Origin of the sequence: Methylobacterium iners (assembly GCF_022179305.1) — a bacterium.
Lineage (GTDB): Bacteria > Pseudomonadota > Alphaproteobacteria > Rhizobiales > Beijerinckiaceae > Methylobacterium > Methylobacterium iners.
In genome coordinates, this window is record NZ_BPQP01000074.1 from 14,626 (window position 1) to 31,038 (window position 16,413).

A 16,413-nucleotide genomic window follows, 5' to 3' on the forward strand; every position below is an offset into this window, starting at 1 on the left:
CCCGTCAGGGCCGGATCAGGATCTGCGCGCCGCCCTTCGTGCGCGCGAGCTCGAACAGGATCCGCGCGTTCCCGGGGCTGAGACGGACGCAGCCGTGGCTTGCGCGGCGGCCGAGCCGGCGGATCTCGCCGGTGCCGTGGATGGCGTAGCCGCCCCGGAAGAACAGCGCGTGCGGCATCGGCGAGCCGTGATAGCGGCGCGAGTACCACATCCGTTCCATCCGCCCGACCCGGAACCGCCCGTTGGGGGTGACGTAGCCCTCGCGCGCCGTGGAGACGGGCCAATCGTGGGCGAGGCGGCCGTCGAGGTAGACGCGCATCCGCTGCACGGATTGATCGATGCGCGCCACGACGCTCGCCGAGGCGGGCGCAAGCGTCGCGAGGGACAGCGCGACGCTTGCGAGGACGGAAGTGAGCAGGAAGCGCGGGGGCACGGAAGCGGCCGTTCTCCGGGTGCGGAACGCTCGGACAGCATGTGCGCCAGCGCCGCCCGGCGACAGCGCCACGGGGGCGCCCTGCACAATTTTCGCTCGCAGGAAACTGAAGTCCGACTACCGATCCGGCGTTCAGCGCGCCGTACAACTTCGGTAGCGTCTTGCACGCGGGGGCCGAAAACGATGCACGACACCGTGCGCGGGTGAGGAAACATGGCCCAGACGACGACGCCCGGCACGGCCGCAAGCCCCTCCGCGTCCGCCGCGCGCGAGCCCTGGTACAAGGTGCTCTACATCCAGGTTCTGATCGCGATCGCGCTCGGCGTGCTCGTGGGCTACCTGGCGCCGGAGACGGGCAAGTCCTTCAAGTGGATGGGCGACGCCTTCATCGCGCTGATCAAGATGATGATCGCGCCGATCATCTTCTGCACCATCGTCCACGGCATCGCCTCGATCGGCGACCTCAAGAAGGTCGGCCGCGTCGGCCTCAAGGCGCTGATCTACTTCGAGATCGTGTCCACCCTGGCGCTGCTCATCGGCATCGCCGTGGGCGAGCTGGTGCAGCCGGGCGCCGGCTTCAACGCCGACCCGACGAAGCTCGACGGGAAGTCGGTCGAGAAATATGCCAAGGCCGCGGCCGACGACAGCGTGGTCGGCCACATCATGGCGCTGATCCCGAAGAGCTTCTTCGACGCCTTCGCCACCGGCGACCTGCTGCAGGTGCTGCTGATCTCGTTCCTCACCGGCATCGTCGTCACCGGCATGGGTCAGAAGGCGGAGGGGATCAGCCACGCCATCGACACGGCCGGACAGATCTTCTTCCGCATCATCGGGCTCATCGTGAAGCTCGCGCCCATCGGGGCGTTCGGGGCGATGGCCTTCACCATCGGCGAGTACGGCATCACGAAGGTCGTGGACCTCGCTTGGCTGGTCGGCACCTTCTACGTCACCGCGGCGCTGTTCGTGTTCGTCGTGCTGGGCGGCATCGCCCGGGTCGCCGGCTTCTCGATCGTCAAGTTCCTCGCCTACATCAAGGACGAGTTGCTCATCGTGCTCGGCACCTCGTCCTCGGAGACCGTGCTGCCGCACATCATGACCAAGATGCGCCGCCTCGGCTGCTCCGATTCGGTGGTCGGCCTCGTCGTCCCGACGGGCTACTCGTTCAACCTCGACGGCACCAACATCTACATGACCCTGGCGACCCTGTTCCTGGCGCAGGCCGTGGGCGCCGACTTGTCCTTCGGCCAGTACGCCACGATCATCCTCGTGGCGATGCTCACTTCGAAGGGCGCCTCGGGCGTCACGGGCGCCGGCTTCGTCACGCTCGCGGCGACGCTCGCCGCCATCCCGAACAACCCGGTTCCCGTCGCCGCCATGACCCTGGTGCTCGGCATCGACAAGTTCATGTCGGAGTGCCGGGCGCTGACCAACCTCATCGGAAACGGCGTCGCCACCGTCGTGGTCAGCCGCTGGGAGGGTGAGCTCGATGCGACGAAGCTCAACGAGGTGATGGCGAACCCGCTCGCCATCGGCACCGACATCTCGGACCATGCGCCCGAGCCGGTGAACACCGGCGCACCGAAGGATGCCGGCGCGCCCGGCGCCAAGGTCGCCGCGGCCGAGTGAGCCCGCCCCTTCGCCTCGGGATCGACCTCGGCGGCACGAAGATCGCCGGGATCGTCCTCGACGCGTCCGGCGCCACCCGGGCCGAGGCGCGGATCGCGACGCCGCGGGACGATTACGCGGGGACGCTCAACGCCATCGCCGGCCTGGTCTCCCGGCTCGAGGCCGACGCCGGCGGGACGGCCAGCGTCGGGATCGGCATGCCGGGCGCGATCTCGCCGCGCACCGGCCTCGTCAAGAACGCGAACTCGGTCTGGCTCAACGGCCGGCCCTTCGATGCGGATCTCGAACAGGCCATCGGCCGCAAGGTGAGGGTGGAAAACGATGCCAACTGCCTCGCGGTCTCGGAGGCGGTCGACGGGGCGGGCGCGGGCTCGAGCCTCGTCTGGGCAATCATCCTCGGCACCGGCGCCGGCTCGGGGATCGCGATCGACGGCCGGGCCCTGCCCGGACGCCAGCGCATCGCCGGCGAATGGGGCCACAATCCCCTGCCCTCGCCGCGCGCCGACGAGCGGCCGGGGCCGGCCTGCTATTGCGGCCGCCACGGCTGCATCGAGACCTGGGTCTCCGGCACCGGCCTTGCGGCCGACCACGCCCGCCGGACCGGGCAGGCGCTGCGCGCCGAGGCGGTGATCGAGGCCATGCGCGCCGGAGATCCGGCGGCGGGCGGCACCTTCGCCGCCTATCTCGACCGCCTGGGACGCGCCGTCGCCCACGTCGTCAACCTGCTCGACCCCGACGTCATCGTCATCGGCGGCGGCCTCTCGCGCGTCCCCGAGATCCTGTCAGGGCTGCCCGGGGCGACGGCGCCGCACGTGTTCTCGGACGGGTTCGACACCCCGATCCGCGAGAGCCTCCACGGCGACGCCTCGGGGGTCAGAGGTGCGGCGTGGCTGTGGGCCGATCAAGAGATCTGACCCCGCTATTGCCGCTTGCCCGGTGCCGGTTTTGGATATAAAGATATCTTTATGTCTGAAGTGAGCAGCCCCGATAGCAGCCGAACTCCCTTCGCCGATGCCCTCGGCGTGCTGCGGGCGGCTGCCGAGGAGACGCGGCTTCGCATCCTCGCCCTGCTCTCGGAGGGCGAGCTCTCGGTCTCCGATCTCACCGACATCCTGGGCCAGTCGCAGCCGCGCATCTCGCGCCACCTCAAGCTCCTCGTCGAGGCCGGGCTGGTCGAGCGTCACCGCGAGGGCGCCTGGGCCTTCTTCCGGCTGGTGGAGAGCCGGTCGGGCCTCGTCGATCCGCTGATCGCCGGCCTGGAGCGGGGCCGCCCGCCCCTGTCCGAGGACCGGGCGCGCCTCGATGCCGTGCGGACGCAGCGGGCGCAAGCCGCGCAGGCCTTCTTCGCCCGGCTCGCGCCCAAATGGGACCAGGTCCGGTCGCTCCACGTGCCCGAGGCCACCGTCGAGGCGGCGGTGCTCGACGTGCTGGGGCCGCGGCCCGTGCAGAGCCTGATCGATCTCGGCACCGGCACCGGCCGGATGCTGGGGCTGCTCGCCGGCCGCGCGGTCCGCGCCGTCGGCCTCGATTCGAACCACGCCATGCTCTCGGTCGCCCGGGCGAATCTGGAGCGCGCGGGCCTGTCCCGCGTGGATCTGCGCCAGGGCGACATCCACGCGCCGCCCTTCGGCCGCGGCAGCTTCGATCTCGTCCTCGTGCACCAAGTCCTGCACTATCTCGACGAGCCGGCCCGAGCCCTGCGCGAGGCCGCGCGGCTCGTCGCCCCGGGGGGGCGCCTCCTCGTCGTCGACTTCGCGCCGCACGACCTCGAATTCCTGCGCGAGGCGCAGGCGCATCGGCGCCTCGGCTTCTCGGCGGAGCAGGTCTCCGGCTGGCTCGCCGATGCCGGTCTCGGCGCCGTCGAGACCCGCCACCTCGTCCCGACGGGCGTCGCCGCCCACCAGCTCACCGTCACCCTCTGGCTCGCGGCCGAGACCGCGGCCGCCATCCATCCCGAGGCGGCGCGCGCCGTCGCCTGACATCGCGGCCCCGCCGCCCGTCCGATACGAACCCACCCGAGGATACCCCGATGCCCACAGCCTCCCAGCACCGCGCCAGCCGCGACGGCTACCGTCCGATCCAGGTCTCGATCGAGTTCTTCCCGCCCAAGACCGACGAGATGGAAGCGATCCTCTGGGCCTCCATCGAGCGCCTGGCGCCGCTGCAGCCCAAATTCGTCTCGGTGACCTACGGCGCCGGTGGCTCGACCCGCGAGCGCACGCACAACACCGTCGCCCGGATGATCAAGGAGACGAGCCTCAAGCCCGCCGCCCACCTCACCTGCGTCGACGCTACCCGCGAGGAGATCGACGCGGTAGTCCAGTCCTACTGGGATGCCGGCGTGCGCCACATCGTGGCCCTGCGCGGCGACCCGCAGGACGGGCTCGGCACCGCCTACCGGCCCCATCCCGGCGGCTACGCGCAGACGGCCGACCTCGTGGCCGGCATCAAGCGCATCGGGGACTTCAAGGTTTCCGTGTCCGCCTATCCCGAGAAGCATCCCGAGGCGTCCACGCTCGACGCCGACATCGACGCTCTGAAGGCCAAGGTCGATGCCGGCGCCGACCAGGCGATCACGCAGTTCTTCTTCGAGAACGACGTGTATCTGCGCTACTGCGACAAGGTTCGTGCGGCCGGCATCGACATCCCGATCATCCCGGGCATCCTGCCGGTGCAGAACTTCAAGGCGGCGACGAACTTCGCGCGCCGGGCCGGCGCCTCGGTGCCCTACTGGCTCGCCGCCCGGTTCGAGGGCCTCGACAACGACATCGAGACCCGCCGCCTCGTCGCCGCGGCGGTGGCGGCCGAGCAGGTCCTCGACCTCGTCGACGAGGGCGTCAACGACTTCCACTTCTACTCGATGAACCGTTCCGACCTCGTCTACGCGATCTGCCATCTCCTGGGGTTGCGCTCGCAGGCGCCGAAGGTGGCGGCGGCGAAGGCGGCTTGAGCCAAGTCTGACGATGAAGCGCCTCTCCTCCCCCTTGTGGGGAGGAGTGGGAGGTGGGGGTGGTTCCGGTGGCCTCGACACAGGGTCGCCCAGCCACCCCCACCCCCGACCCCTCCCCACAAGGGGGAGGGGACATCCCGGAACATACCCGAGAGACTTCATGACCGATCTCCGCCCCGTCGACGGCACCGAAATCGAAGCGGCGCTTCGCCAGCGCGCCCAAGAAAAAATCCTCGTCCTCGACGGGGCAATGGGGACTGTGATCCAGCGGCTGAAGTTCACGGAGGAAGACTTTCGCGGGTCGCGCTTCGGCGACCACGGCCATGACCAGAAGGGCAACAACGACCTCCTGATCCTGACTCAGCCCGACGCGATCCGGCAGATCCACCTCGACTACTTCCTCGCCGGCGCCGACGTCTGCGAGACGAACACGTTCTCCGGCACCACCATCGCCCAGGCCGATTACGGCATGGAATCGATCATCCACGAGCTGAACGCGGAGGGCGCGCGTCTCGCCCGCGAGGCGGCCAAGCTCGCCGAGGAGAGGGACGGCCGCCGCCGCTTCGTGGCCGGCGCCATCGGCCCGACGAACCGCACGCTCTCGATCTCGCCCGACGTGAACAATCCGGGCTACCGGGCCGTGACCTTCGATGAGGTCCGCCAAGCCTATGCCGAGCAGGTCCGCGGCCTCATGGATGGCGGCGCCGAGCTCATCCTGATCGAGACGATCTTCGATACGCTCAACGCCAAGGCCGCCGTGGCGGCGACCTGGCAGGTCTTCGACGAGCGTGGGCTGAAGCTGCCGATCATGATCTCGGGGACGATCACCGATCTCTCCGGCCGCACCCTCTCGGGCCAGACGCCGGAGGCGTTCTGGAACGCGCTGCGCCATTCGGCGCCGCTCACGATCGGCCTCAACTGCGCGCTCGGCGCCAAGGAAATGCGCGGACATATCAGCGAGCTGTCGCGCATCGCCGACACGCTGGTCTGCGCCTATCCGAATGCCGGCCTGCCCAACGAGTTCGGGCTCTACGACGAGAGTCCGGAGGCGATGGCCAAGCTCGTCGGCGAGTTCGCGCAGGGCGGCATCGTCAACATGGTCGGCGGCTGCTGCGGCACAACGCCGGACCACATCCGCGCGATCGCCGAGGCCGTGGAGGGCTGCAAGCCCCGCACGATCCCCGAGGTGCCGCGCCTAATGCGGCTCTCGGGCCTCGAGCCCTTCACGCTGACGAAGGAGATCCCCTTCGTGAACGTGGGCGAACGCACGAACGTCACCGGCTCGGCCAAGTTCCGCAAGCTCATCACCGCCGGCGACTACGCGGCGGCCCTGGACGTCGCCCGCGACCAGGTCGCGGCGGGCGCCTCGATCATCGACGTCAACATGGACGAGGGCCTGCTCGATTCCGAGAAGGCGATGGTCGAGTTCCTCAACCTCGTCGCCGCCGAGCCCGACATCGCCCGCGTGCCGGTGATGATCGATTCCTCGAAGTTCCACGTCATCGAGGCCGGCCTCAAATGCGTGCAGGGCAAGGCCATCGTGAACTCGATCTCCATGAAGGAGGGGGTCGAGAAGTTCATCGAGGACGCGCGGATCTGCCGCTCCTACGGCGCGGCCGTCGTCGTCATGGCCTTCGACGAGCAGGGCCAGGCCGACACGCTGGAGCGCAAGGTCGAGATCTGCACGAAGGCCTACAAGGTGCTGACCGAGGAGGTCGGCTTCCCGCCGGAAGACATCATCTTCGATCCGAACGTGTTCGCGGTGGCCACCGGCATCGAGGAGCATAACGGCTACGGCGTCGCCTTCATCGAGGCGACGCGCATCATCCGCGAGACGCTGCCCCACGCCCATATCTCGGGTGGCATCTCCAACCTCAGCTTCGCCTTCCGCGGCAACGAGCCGGTGCGCGAGGCGATGCACGCGGTGTTCCTCTACCATGCGATCAAGGTCGGCATGGACATGGGCATCGTGAATGCCGGCCAGCTCGCGATCTACGACGAGCTGCCGCCGGAGCTGCGCGAGCTCTGCGAGGACGTCGTCCTCAACCGTCGCGACGATTCCACCGACCGCCTGCTGGAGGCCGCCGAGCGCTTCAAGTCCGGCGGCGGCGTCCAGGCGAAGGTGGCCGACCTGGCTTGGCGAGACGCCCCTGTGGCGAAGCGCCTGGAGCACGCCCTGGTGAACGGCATCACCGAGTACGTCGTGGCCGATACCGAGGAGGCGCGGAGCCAAGCCGAGCGACCGCTCCACGTCATCGAGGGCCCTCTGATGGCCGGCATGAACGTGGTCGGCGACCTGTTCGGCTCAGGAAAGATGTTCCTGCCGCAGGTGGTGAAGTCGGCCCGCGTGATGAAGCAGGCGGTGGCCTATCTCGAGCCCTTCATGGAGGCTGAGAAGCTCGCCAATGGCGGCGACGGCAAGCGCCAGGCCGCCGGCAAGGTGCTGATGGCGACGGTGAAGGGCGACGTCCACGACATCGGCAAGAACATCGTCGGCGTCGTGCTCGCTTGCAACAACTACGAGATCATCGACCTCGGCGTGATGGTGCCGGCCGCCAAGATCCTCGACGTCGCCCGCAAGGAGAACGTCGACATCGTCGGCCTGTCGGGGCTGATCACGCCCTCCCTCGACGAGATGGTCCATGTCGCCGCCGAGATGGAGCGCGAGGGCTTCGACGTGCCGCTCCTCATCGGCGGCGCCACCACGAGCCGGGTCCACACGGCCGTGAAGATCCATCCCTCCTACGAGCGCGGCCAGGCGGTCTACGTCACCGATGCGAGCCGGGCGGTCGGCGTGGTGTCGAGCCTCCTCTCGAAGGAGACCCGGGGGCCGACGATCGAGAAGGTCCGCGCCGAGTACCGCAAGGTCGCCGACGCCCACGCCCGCGGGGAGGCCGACAAGCAGCGCCTGCCGCTCGCCAAGGCCCGCGCCAACCCGTTCCGGATCGACTGGTCGGCCTACCGGCCGACGCGCCCAAGCTTCACCGGCACGCGGGTGTTCCGCACCTACGAGGTCGCCGACCTCGTGCCCTACATCGACTGGACGCCCTTCCTGCAGACCTACGAGTTCAAGGGCCGCTACCCCGCGATCTTCGAGGATCCGGCGCAGGGACCTGCCGCCAAGGCCCTGTTCGACGACGCGCAGGCGATGCTCAAGCAGATCGTCGAGGATCGCTGGTTCAACCCGAAGGCGATCCTCGGCTTCTGGCCGGCCAACAGCGTCGGCGACGACATCGCGCTCTACACGGGCGAGAGCCGCTCGGAGACGCTCGCGACCTTCCACGGGCTGCGCCAGCAGCTCACGAAGCGCGACGGGCGCGCCAATACCTGCCTGTCGGATTTCGTGGGTCCTGAAGGGGTGCCCGACTATGTCGGCGGCTTCGTCGTGACGGCGGGGCTGGAGGAGGTCCGCATCGCCGAGCGCTTCGAGCGCGCCAACGACGATTACCGCTCGATCCTGGTCAAGGCGCTGGCCGACCGCATCGCCGAGGCGCTCGCCGAGCGCATGCACGAGCGCGTGCGCAAGGAGTTCTGGGGCTACGCGCCGGACGAGGCCTACAGCCCGGACGAGCTTGCCAAGGAGGAGTATCCCGGCATCCGTCCCGCGCCCGGCTACCCCTCGCAGCCCGACCACACCGAGAAGGTCACGCTGTTCGACCTGCTCCAGGCCGAGTCGCGGATCGGCGTGAAGCTCACCGAAAGCTACGCGATGTGGCCGGGCTCGTCGGTGTCGGGCCTCTACATCGCCCATCCGGAGGCGCATTACTTCGGCGTCGCCAAGGTCGAGCGCGATCAGGTCGAGGATTACGCCGCCCGCAAGGGCATGGACATCCCGGCCGTCGAGCGCTGGCTCGGTCCGATCCTCAATTACGATCCCGCACGATACCTCGCCGTCGCGGCCGAATGATCAGGTCCGCGCTCAGCGCAGCCAATTGGTGAACAAGTAGATGAGAAGAATGATCGGCAGCGGAATGCCGATCAGCCAAAGTAGACCACCCTTCAACATGACATGGACTCCTCGGTGACTTGTGGAGTCCAACGGAGGCCGCGCAGAGACGGTTCCGTCAGGCGCCTCTCCTCCCCCTTGTGGGGAGGAGCCGGAGGTGGGGGTGGCTGGGTGACCCTGCCGCTCACCAGGCGGAACCACCCCCACCCCTACCCCTCCCCACAAGGGGGAGGGGCGTGCTCCTCGGCCGTACCGCCTACAGGACCCGCCGCTCTCCGCGCCCGTAGCGCTCGAAGTAGAAGGGGATCGTCCGGTGGGGCGCGAAGCCGCCCTCCACCTGGGCCTCCAGGTCCTCCAGGATCACGCCGGTGATCCGCGGCAGGTCGAGGCCGCGTGCCTCCTTGAATCCGACCCAGGCGAGCTCGACCAGTTCGGCGCTCTCCCCGACGATGTCGGGCGTCTCGGCCGCCACGGCGCGGCGGTCGACGGCGAAGAAGCGGGTGTCGAAGCGGCGCGGGCGCTTCGGCGGGGTGATGGCGCGGGCCACGAAATGCACCGCCTCCAGATCCGGCAGCACGCCGGCCTCGCGGAACGCTTCCCAGATCCCCGCGGGCACCTCGTCGGGCGGGCCGTATTCCTTCGTCCCGAGCAGCAGGCCGGTCTCCTCGTAGGTCTCCCGGATCGCCGCGAGCGCCAGGGCGCGGCCGAGCCGATGCGGCGGGCGCACGACCTGCGCGCTGAGCGCCGCCTCGTCGCGGGCCGACAGGGCGCCCGTGACCGCCATGTGGCGATCGCCCGGCTCGATGCGGCCGCCGGGGAAGACGAACTTGCCGGGCATGAAGGCGAGGCTCGGATTGCGCCGGCCCATCAGGATCTTGGGCTTTCGTCCGCTACGGTCGAGGACGATCAGGGTCGCGGCGTCGCGCGGGCGGAGGCGCTTGGCCGCCGCGGCCGGGTCAGGCGCGACCGAGGCCTGGGCTTCCCGTTGGGCTTCGGTCGTCGCTCGGGTCACGCTGTGGGTCCTCGGGCCGCGCCGGAGCGGCGCCGCCCGTGCCCGGTAGCTTGGCGAAGCCGTTCATGCCAAGCGCGTATTGCAGCCCGACTACGGCACCCTTCACCGGCTGCAGCAGGGCGAGCGCCGAGCCGAGGGTCGCCAACGGCCAGAAGGTGAGCTGGAACCAGAGCGGCACGTCGTAATTCATCTCCATCTCGAGGATGACGTAGCCGACGACGTGCCCGACGATAAAGATGACCGCGTAGGGCGGCAGGTCGTCGGCGCGATGATGGTGCAGTTCGAGCCCGCAGGCCGTGCAGTCCGGCGCCACCTTGAGGAAGCGGCCGAAGACGCGGCCCTCGCCGCAATGCGGGCAGCGGCCGAGGAAGCCGCGGGCCATCGACCGGACGATGCCGGTGCGCGGGGCCGGTAGGGTGTGTGTCGCCGTCACCGCGATAGCCTCATTCTTCCTTCCCGTAGCGCGCGTCCCTCCCCCTTGTGGGGAGGGATTGAGGGTGGGGGTGGCTGGGCGACCCTGCCGGTCACCAAGCAGAATCACCCCCACCTCCAGGTCCTCCCCACAGGAGGAGGAGAGGCGCCAAATTCTACCGCCGCGCGCCGCGATGGCGCGAGCCACTGTTGCGGATGCCGGGCGGGCGGCCCGGAACGCCGCGCCGGGGCCCGGGCCTCCCCTTGTCGCGACCGCCAGCCTGCTGGGGCCGCGACTGCCCCTCGGAGAGCAGCTCGAAGCGAAGCGCCCCGGCCACCGCCGCGGCCTCGACGAGCTTGACCTCGACCCGGTCGCCGAGGCGGTGGGTCTCGCCGCTACGCTCGCCGACGAGCGCGTGCCGGCTCTCGTCGTGCCGGTAGTACTCGGCGCCGAGCGTCGAGATCGGCACGAAGCCGTCGGCGCCGGTCTCGTCGAGCTTGATGAAGAGGCCCGAGCGCGTCACGCCCGAGATCTGGCCGTTGAAGGTCGCGCCGACGCGGTCGGCGAGGTGATGGGCGATGAGCCGGTCGATAGTCTCGCGCTCGGCCGCCATGGCCCGGCGCTCGGCCGCCGAGATCTGCTCGCCGATCCCGTCCAGCATGCCCACGGTGACGTCGGACGAGAGGCCGTCCTTGCCGAGCCGGCAGGCGCTGATCAGCGCGCGGTGCACGATCAGGTCGGCGTAGCGGCGGATCGGCGAGGTGAAATGCGCGTAGCGGCGCAGGTTCAGCCCGAAATGCCCGAGGTTCTGCGCCGCGTAGACGGCCTGCGCCTGGCTGCGCAGCACGACCTCGTTGATGAAGGTCGCGTGCTCGGTCTCGGCCACCGAGCCGAGGATGCGGTTGAACAGGGCCGGCCGCAGCGCGCCCTCCTTCGGCAGCTTGATGCCGATGGAGGCGAGGACCTCGCCGAGGGCGCGCATCTTCTCCAGCGCCGGCTCGTCGTGAACCCGGTAGATCAGCGGCTGCTTGGCGGCCTCCAAGGTCTCGGCGGCGGCGACGTTCGCCTGGATCATGAACTCCTCGATGAGCCGGTGCGCGTCGAGGCGGGCGGGCACGATCACCCGATCGACGGCGCCGTCGGGCGTCAGCAGCACCTTGCGCTCGGGCAGGTCGAGGGCGAGCGGCCCGCGCTTGTCGCGCGCGGCCTTGAGCGCCGCGTAGGCCGCCCAGAGCGGGCGCAGCACGGGCTCCAGGAGCGGGCCGGTCTTTTCGTCCGGGTGCCCGTCGATGGCGGCTTGCGCCTGCGCATAGGCGAGCTTGGCGCGCGAGCGCATCACGACGCGGTGGAAGCTGTGACGGCGCTTCACGCCGTCGGCGCCGATGGTCAGGCGCACCGCGAGCGCCGGCCGATCCTCGCCCTCGCGGAGCGAGCAGAGGTCGTTCGAGATGCGCTCGGGCAGCATCGGCACGACGCGGTCGGGGAAGTAGACCGAGTTGCCGCGCATCAAGGCCTCGCGGTCCAGGCCTGAGCCGGGGCGGACATAGGCCGCGACATCGGCGATCGCCACGGTGACGACGAAGCCGCCGGGGTTCTCCGGGTCGGCGTCGGGCAGCGCCATCACCGCGTCGTCGTGGTCCTTGGCGTCGGGCGGGTCGATGGTGAGCAGCGGCTCGTCGCGCCAATCCTCGCGGCCCTTCGCGCCCGCCGGCTTCACGGCATCGGCCTCGGCCAGGGTGTCGGCGGAAAAGACGTGCGGGATGTGGTGGAGGTGAAGCGCGATCAGGCTCACCGCCTTCTCCGAGCCGAGCGAGCCCAGCCGCTGGGAGACCCGGCCCTGCGGCAGCCCGAACCGGGTCTCGCGTTGGACCGTGACGCTGACGAGATCGCCGTCGCGCGCCTCGCCTTCCTCGCCCGCAGGGATCTCGATCTCGCGCCCCTGCGCCCGCTTCTCCACGGGAATGATGCGGCCGCCCTTCGGACCGGCGCGGTAGATGCCGATGGCCTCGGCCTTGTTCTTGCCGATCACCTTGATGACGCGGCCGGCATAGCGCCCACCGTCAGTCGGCTCGACGCGCAGCAGCACGCGATCGTTGAGGCCCGGCGCCGGTCGGCCGGACTTGCGGCCCGCCCGCGGGGACGAGACGTGGATCTTCGGCGCCGGGCCCTTCGCGGCATCCCATTCGGCCGGGACCGCCAGGAACTCGCCGTCGCGGTCGCGCCCGTTGATGTCGGCCAGCACGACGGGCGGCAGCCGCCCGGACGGCGCCAGGCCGCCGCGGCCGCGCTCGATTGCGCCCTCGGCCTCGATCTCCTTGAGGATGCGCTTGAGCTCGATCTTGTCCGAGCCCTTCAGGCCGAAGGCCTGCGCGATCTCGCGCTTGCCGACCTTGTCGGTGGACTCGGCGATGAAGGCGAGGATCTGCTCGCGGGACGGAAGCGCGGGTTCGCGGACAGGCTTTGCGATGCGTTTGGCCAAGGGGTGGGCTCGTTGCGCCGGCAGGGGCGCCGACAATGACGGCCTCTCGGCCCATGCCCACAAGATGGGACCGATGGCCGGCGCGGGCAATGTCCGCGCGACGATGTCGTGACCAGGTATGTCGGCTCCGCGGGACGCCCACGACTCGCCACCACCCCCGTCATTCCGGGGGGCGGCCCCGGAATGACAGAGCGACCTCTCAATACGGCACACCCTCGGCCCGCTTCGCCTTCAGCGCCTCGGCGTACCAGACCAGTTCGCCGATGAACTTCGCTGCCGACCGGCCGAGCCAGTCCTCCTGCGGCCGCCCGTTCGCGTCGAGCATCTTGCCCACCCGCGGGATCGGCAGGAGCGAGGGGATGCTGGGCGTGCCGAGCTCGCACAGCATGGCCCGCAGCTGCATGGCCGCGCGCACGCCGCCGTATTGGCCGGCCGAGTAGCAGACGATGCCCGAGGGCCGCCAGAAATACTCTTCGAGGAAATGGTCGAGGGTGTTGGAGAGCGCCGGCGGGATCGAATGGTTGTACTCGGCCGAGACCACGACGAAGGCATCGGCCCGGCGATAGAGCACCGCGAGATCCTCCAGCACCCGCGGCGCCTCGCCCTTCGGGTATTCCTTGTACATCCGGTCGAGGAGCGGGAGCTTCAGCTCGGCCGGATCGACCAGCGGTGCCTCGTGTCCGAGCGCTTCCAGCTGCGCGATGAGGAAGCGGGCCGCGCGCAGGCCCTGGCGGTCGGAGCGGACCGAGCCGAGGATGACAGGGGTGACGAGGGACATGGAGGTCTCCCACCGGCGGAATCACGCGATCCTCCGACGAGGTTACCAGATTACGGCCGAGGTTTCCCCCGGCGCATGACGGTGCGGAGGCTCCCGCGTCCGCCCGGTTAGCTAGCGCTTCGATACGTTGTCGTGATGCATTCGCCGCAGATTTCCAAAGACTCTGTCACGACGGAAAATGCTTCTGCGGCTCGGGTCCAACATTCTTTAAGATTCGGATGCGCTCATCCGTGACCATGGAATTTGGCGCGGATCGATGTACCGGACCCTTGTCTGCCTGACCGTGGAGCATAAGGCCTGGGTCATCCCGCTCTCGGCCTTCATCTGCTGGTTGTCGTGCCAGATCACCTTCTATCTTCTCGGCCAGGCGCGCCAGAGCCGTGAATGGTCCGTCCTCGTCTGAATGGTCGCGGCGGGCATCGCCGCCGGGGCCGGCACCTGGAGCACGCATTTCATCGCGATGCTGGGCTACGATCCGGGTCTCGGCGTCGGCTACGATCCTTTCCTGACCCTCGTGTCGTTCGGCGTCGCCATCGCCGCGTCCTGCTGCGCCTTCGCGCTGCTCGGCAGCTCGAACCGACTCCCCATCGTCCTCGGCAGCGGCGTGCTCCTCGGCCTCGGCGTGGCGGGGATGCACTTCACGGGCATGTCCGGCGTGAGGATCCCGGGCCGCTTCGCGTGGGACGAGGCGCTGGTCGCCTTCGCGATCACGGCCGGCATCGCCCTGACCTGCCTGTCCCTCCTCGTGTTCACGCGCGACCTGACGCGCCATCCGGCGGCGGTCGCGGCGATCCTCCTGACCGGTGGCATCGCGGTCCTGCACTTCGTGGCCATGGGCGCGGCGCAGGCGGTTCCGGACCCGAGCGCGAGCCGGCCCGACGAGAGCCTCGATCGCGGCGCCCTAGCCATCGGCATCGCGGTCGTGATGCTCGCTGTCTTCGCGTTCTGCGTGCTCGGCCTGTTCGCCGAACATCTTCGCCGCGTGAACCAGGCCCTCGCCGCCCAGGGCAGCGTGCTGCGCGCGAGCGAGGAGCGCCTGGCCCGCGCGCTCGATGCCGGCAGCGACGGGCTCTGGGACTGGAACATCGCGACGGGGGAGACGTGGTTCTCGGATCGATGGTTCACGCTGCTCGGCTACGAGCCCGGCGCCTTCGAGAGCCATATCGGAACCTGGCAGCGCCTGGTCCACCCGGAGGACATGCCGCGCGCCCAGGAGAACCTGGCGGCGCATTTCGAGGGGCGCTCCCCGGCTTACGAATGCGAGCACCGGCTCCGGTGCAAGGATGGCGGGTGGGGCTGGGTGCTGGCGCGCGGCAAGGTCGTCGAGCGCGATGCGCAGGAGCGTCCGATCCGCATCGTCGGAACGCATATCGACATCGCCGCGCGCAAGGCCGTCGAGAGCCAGGTCGCCCACATGGCCCGGCACGACGGGCTGACGGGCCTGACCAACCGCACGCATTTCCACGAGCTCCTCGACGGCGCCCTGGCGGAGGTCGCGCGGGCGGGCGGGCGCTGCGCCGTGCTCTGCCTGGACCTCGACCGCTTCAAGGCCGTCAACGACACGCTGGGCCACCTCGCGGGCGACAAGCTTCTCAAGCAGATCGCCGAACGCCTTCGCACGCGCATCCGCTCCATCGACGCCGTGGCGCGCCTCGGCGGCGACGAGTTCGCCATCCTGATCGGCGGCGATCCGACGAGCGCGTTCCTCGACCGCGTCGCGGGCGATCTGATCGCGGCCGTCGGCGAGCCCGTGGCCTGCGACGGCCAGGTCGTCGATGTCGGGCTCAGCATCGCCCCGGATCACGGCCTCGACGAGGAGCTCCTGTTCCGGCGCGCCGACCTCGCGCTCTATCGCGCCAAGGCCGAGGGCCGGAACACCCATCGCATCTTCGACCCCGCCATGGACGAGGCCGAGGCCGGGCGCCGGGACATCGGGCGCGAACTTCGCCGCGCCATCGCCGAAGGGGGCCTCGACCTGCACTTCCAGCCGCAGGTGCGGGCGACGACCGGCGCGGTGCTGGGCTTCGAGGCCCTGGTGCGCTGGACGCATCCCTCCCGCGGCTCGATCCCGCCCTCGACCTTCATCCCGCTCGCCGAGGAGACCGGCACGATCGTGACCCTCGGCGAATGGGTCCTGCGCACCGCCTGCAGCGAGGCGGCGCGCTGGGCCAACCCCCTCAAGATCGCCGTCAACCTCTCGCCCCGCCAGTTCCAGCAGGAGGATCTTCCCGACCTCATCCTCGGCATCCTGACGGAGACGGGGTTGTCCCCCGCCCGGCTCGAGATCGAGGTGACCGAGACCGCGATCTTCGCCGACATGAGCCGGGCGCTGAGCCTGATCCGCCGCCTGAAGGCGCTCGGCATCAGCATCGCCATGGACGATTTCGGCACCGGCTACTCGTCGCTCGCGACCCTGCAGGCCTTCCCCTTCGACAAGATCAAGATCGACCGGTCCTTCGTAGGCCAGGTCGGATCGAGCCCGCAGGCGGCCGTGATCGTGCGCACCGTGCTCGGCCTCGGCCGCAACCTCGGCATCGGCGTCGTCGCGGAGGGCGTCGAGACGGCCGATCAGAGGGACTTCCTCATCGCCGAGGCCTGCGACGAGCTGCAGGGCTACTTCTTCGGCCGGCCCCAGCCTATCGAGCGCTTCGCGAGCCTCGTCCACGGCGCGGCCGCGGAGGCCCTCCCGCGGAACGACGCGCGCGCTGAGGCTGCCTTGCCGCCGCTGGAACGCGTCGCCTGACGGTTGAACGGCGCTGCCGCAACACGTCCGGCAT

12 protein-coding genes are annotated in these 16,413 nt (G+C 69.8%); 7 read left to right on the forward strand and 5 right to left on the reverse strand.

What is annotated here, in order from left to right:
- Positions 1–4 precede the first annotated feature (4 nt).
- Positions 5–433, reverse strand: coding sequence for a L,D-transpeptidase (locus tag MFF55_RS21160; RefSeq protein ID WP_238246092.1), 429 nt, complete (start codon positions 431–433; stop codon positions 5–7).
- Positions 434–646: 213 nt separating this feature from the next.
- Between MFF55_RS21160 and MFF55_RS21165 the strand changes: the two genes are divergently transcribed.
- From MFF55_RS21165 to metH, 5 genes are all read left to right on the forward strand, one after another.
- Positions 647–2,059, forward strand: coding sequence for a dicarboxylate/amino acid:cation symporter (locus MFF55_RS21165; RefSeq protein WP_238246093.1), 1,413 nt, complete (start codon positions 647–649; stop codon positions 2,057–2,059).
- Positions 2,056–2,973 (forward strand): ROK family protein, encoded by a 918-nt coding sequence (locus MFF55_RS21170; protein WP_238246094.1) that lies wholly within the window; start codon positions 2,056–2,058, stop codon positions 2,971–2,973. The genes MFF55_RS21165 and MFF55_RS21170 overlap by 4 nt, the downstream gene beginning before the upstream one ends.
- A gap of 51 nt (positions 2,974–3,024) precedes the next feature.
- A complete protein-coding gene (locus MFF55_RS21175; protein ID WP_238246095.1) occupies positions 3,025–4,038 on the forward strand; it encodes an ArsR/SmtB family transcription factor in 1,014 nt (337 codons plus the stop codon).
- Between the two features lie 50 nt (positions 4,039–4,088).
- Entirely contained in the window at positions 4,089–5,009 is a 921-nt protein-coding gene (gene metF / locus MFF55_RS21180; RefSeq protein WP_238246096.1) for a methylenetetrahydrofolate reductase [NAD(P)H], read from the forward strand.
- Between the two features lie 160 nt (positions 5,010–5,169).
- The gene (gene metH / locus MFF55_RS21185) at positions 5,170–8,916 is read left to right on the forward strand and encodes a methionine synthase (RefSeq protein WP_238246097.1); all 3,747 of its coding nucleotides are present in this window, start codon (positions 5,170–5,172) and stop codon (positions 8,914–8,916) included.
- Between the two features lie 295 nt (positions 8,917–9,211).
- Here metH and MFF55_RS21190 read toward each other — a convergent pair whose 3' ends face one another.
- The 4 genes from MFF55_RS21190 to MFF55_RS21205 form a co-directional block, all read right to left on the reverse strand.
- The gene (locus MFF55_RS21190) at positions 9,212–9,967 is read right to left on the reverse strand and encodes an NUDIX hydrolase (protein ID WP_238246098.1); all 756 of its coding nucleotides are present in this window, start codon (positions 9,965–9,967) and stop codon (positions 9,212–9,214) included.
- Positions 9,912–10,349 (reverse strand): DUF983 domain-containing protein, encoded by a 438-nt coding sequence (locus MFF55_RS21195; protein WP_238246121.1) that lies wholly within the window; start codon positions 10,347–10,349, stop codon positions 9,912–9,914. Before MFF55_RS21195 ends, MFF55_RS21190 begins: the two co-directional genes overlap by 56 nt.
- A 205-nt stretch (positions 10,350–10,554) precedes the next feature.
- On the reverse strand, positions 10,555–12,858 hold the full coding sequence (gene rnr / locus MFF55_RS21200; RefSeq protein ID WP_238246099.1) for a ribonuclease R: 2,304 nt from the start codon (positions 12,856–12,858) through the stop codon (positions 10,555–10,557).
- 199 nt (positions 12,859–13,057) lie between these two features.
- Entirely contained in the window at positions 13,058–13,636 is a 579-nt protein-coding gene (locus MFF55_RS21205; RefSeq protein ID WP_238246100.1) for an NADPH-dependent FMN reductase, read from the reverse strand.
- Positions 13,637–13,892: 256 nt separating this feature from the next.
- On the opposite strand from MFF55_RS21205, the gene MFF55_RS21210 reads away from it, so the two are divergent.
- Complete coding sequence (locus MFF55_RS21210) at positions 13,893–14,039, forward strand: hypothetical protein (protein WP_238246101.1); 147 nt, start codon at positions 13,893–13,895, stop codon at positions 14,037–14,039.
- Positions 14,040–16,379 carry a bifunctional diguanylate cyclase/phosphodiesterase gene (locus MFF55_RS21215; protein WP_238246102.1) on the forward strand — a complete coding sequence of 780 codons (2,340 nt, stop codon included), beginning with the start codon at positions 14,040–14,042 and terminating at the stop codon, positions 16,377–16,379. It begins immediately after the preceding gene.
- The last annotated feature ends 34 nt before the right edge of the window (positions 16,380–16,413 follow it).

What these genes read in the sequence shown, in the direction of transcription:
- MFF55_RS21165 (WP_238246093.1), top strand. Translation starts at nt 647, where the DNA reads ATGGCCCAGACGACGACGCCCGGCACGGCCGCAAGCCCCTCCGCGTCC.
- MFF55_RS21175 (WP_238246095.1), top strand. Translation starts at nt 3,025, where the DNA reads ATGTCTGAAGTGAGCAGCCCCGATAGCAGCCGAACTCCCTTCGCCGAT.
- metF (WP_238246096.1), top strand. Translation starts at nt 4,089, where the DNA reads ATGCCCACAGCCTCCCAGCACCGCGCCAGCCGCGACGGCTACCGTCCG.
- metH (WP_238246097.1), top strand. Translation starts at nt 5,170, where the DNA reads ATGACCGATCTCCGCCCCGTCGACGGCACCGAAATCGAAGCGGCGCTT.
- MFF55_RS21195 (WP_238246121.1), bottom strand. Translation starts at nt 10,349, where the DNA reads ATGGCCCGCGGCTTCCTCGGCCGCTGCCCGCATTGCGGCGAGGGCCGC.
- MFF55_RS21205 (WP_238246100.1), bottom strand. Translation starts at nt 13,636, where the DNA reads ATGTCCCTCGTCACCCCTGTCATCCTCGGCTCGGTCCGCTCCGACCGC.
- MFF55_RS21210 (WP_238246101.1), top strand. Translation starts at nt 13,893, where the DNA reads ATGTACCGGACCCTTGTCTGCCTGACCGTGGAGCATAAGGCCTGGGTC.
- MFF55_RS21215 (WP_238246102.1), top strand. Translation starts at nt 14,040, where the DNA reads ATGGTCGCGGCGGGCATCGCCGCCGGGGCCGGCACCTGGAGCACGCAT.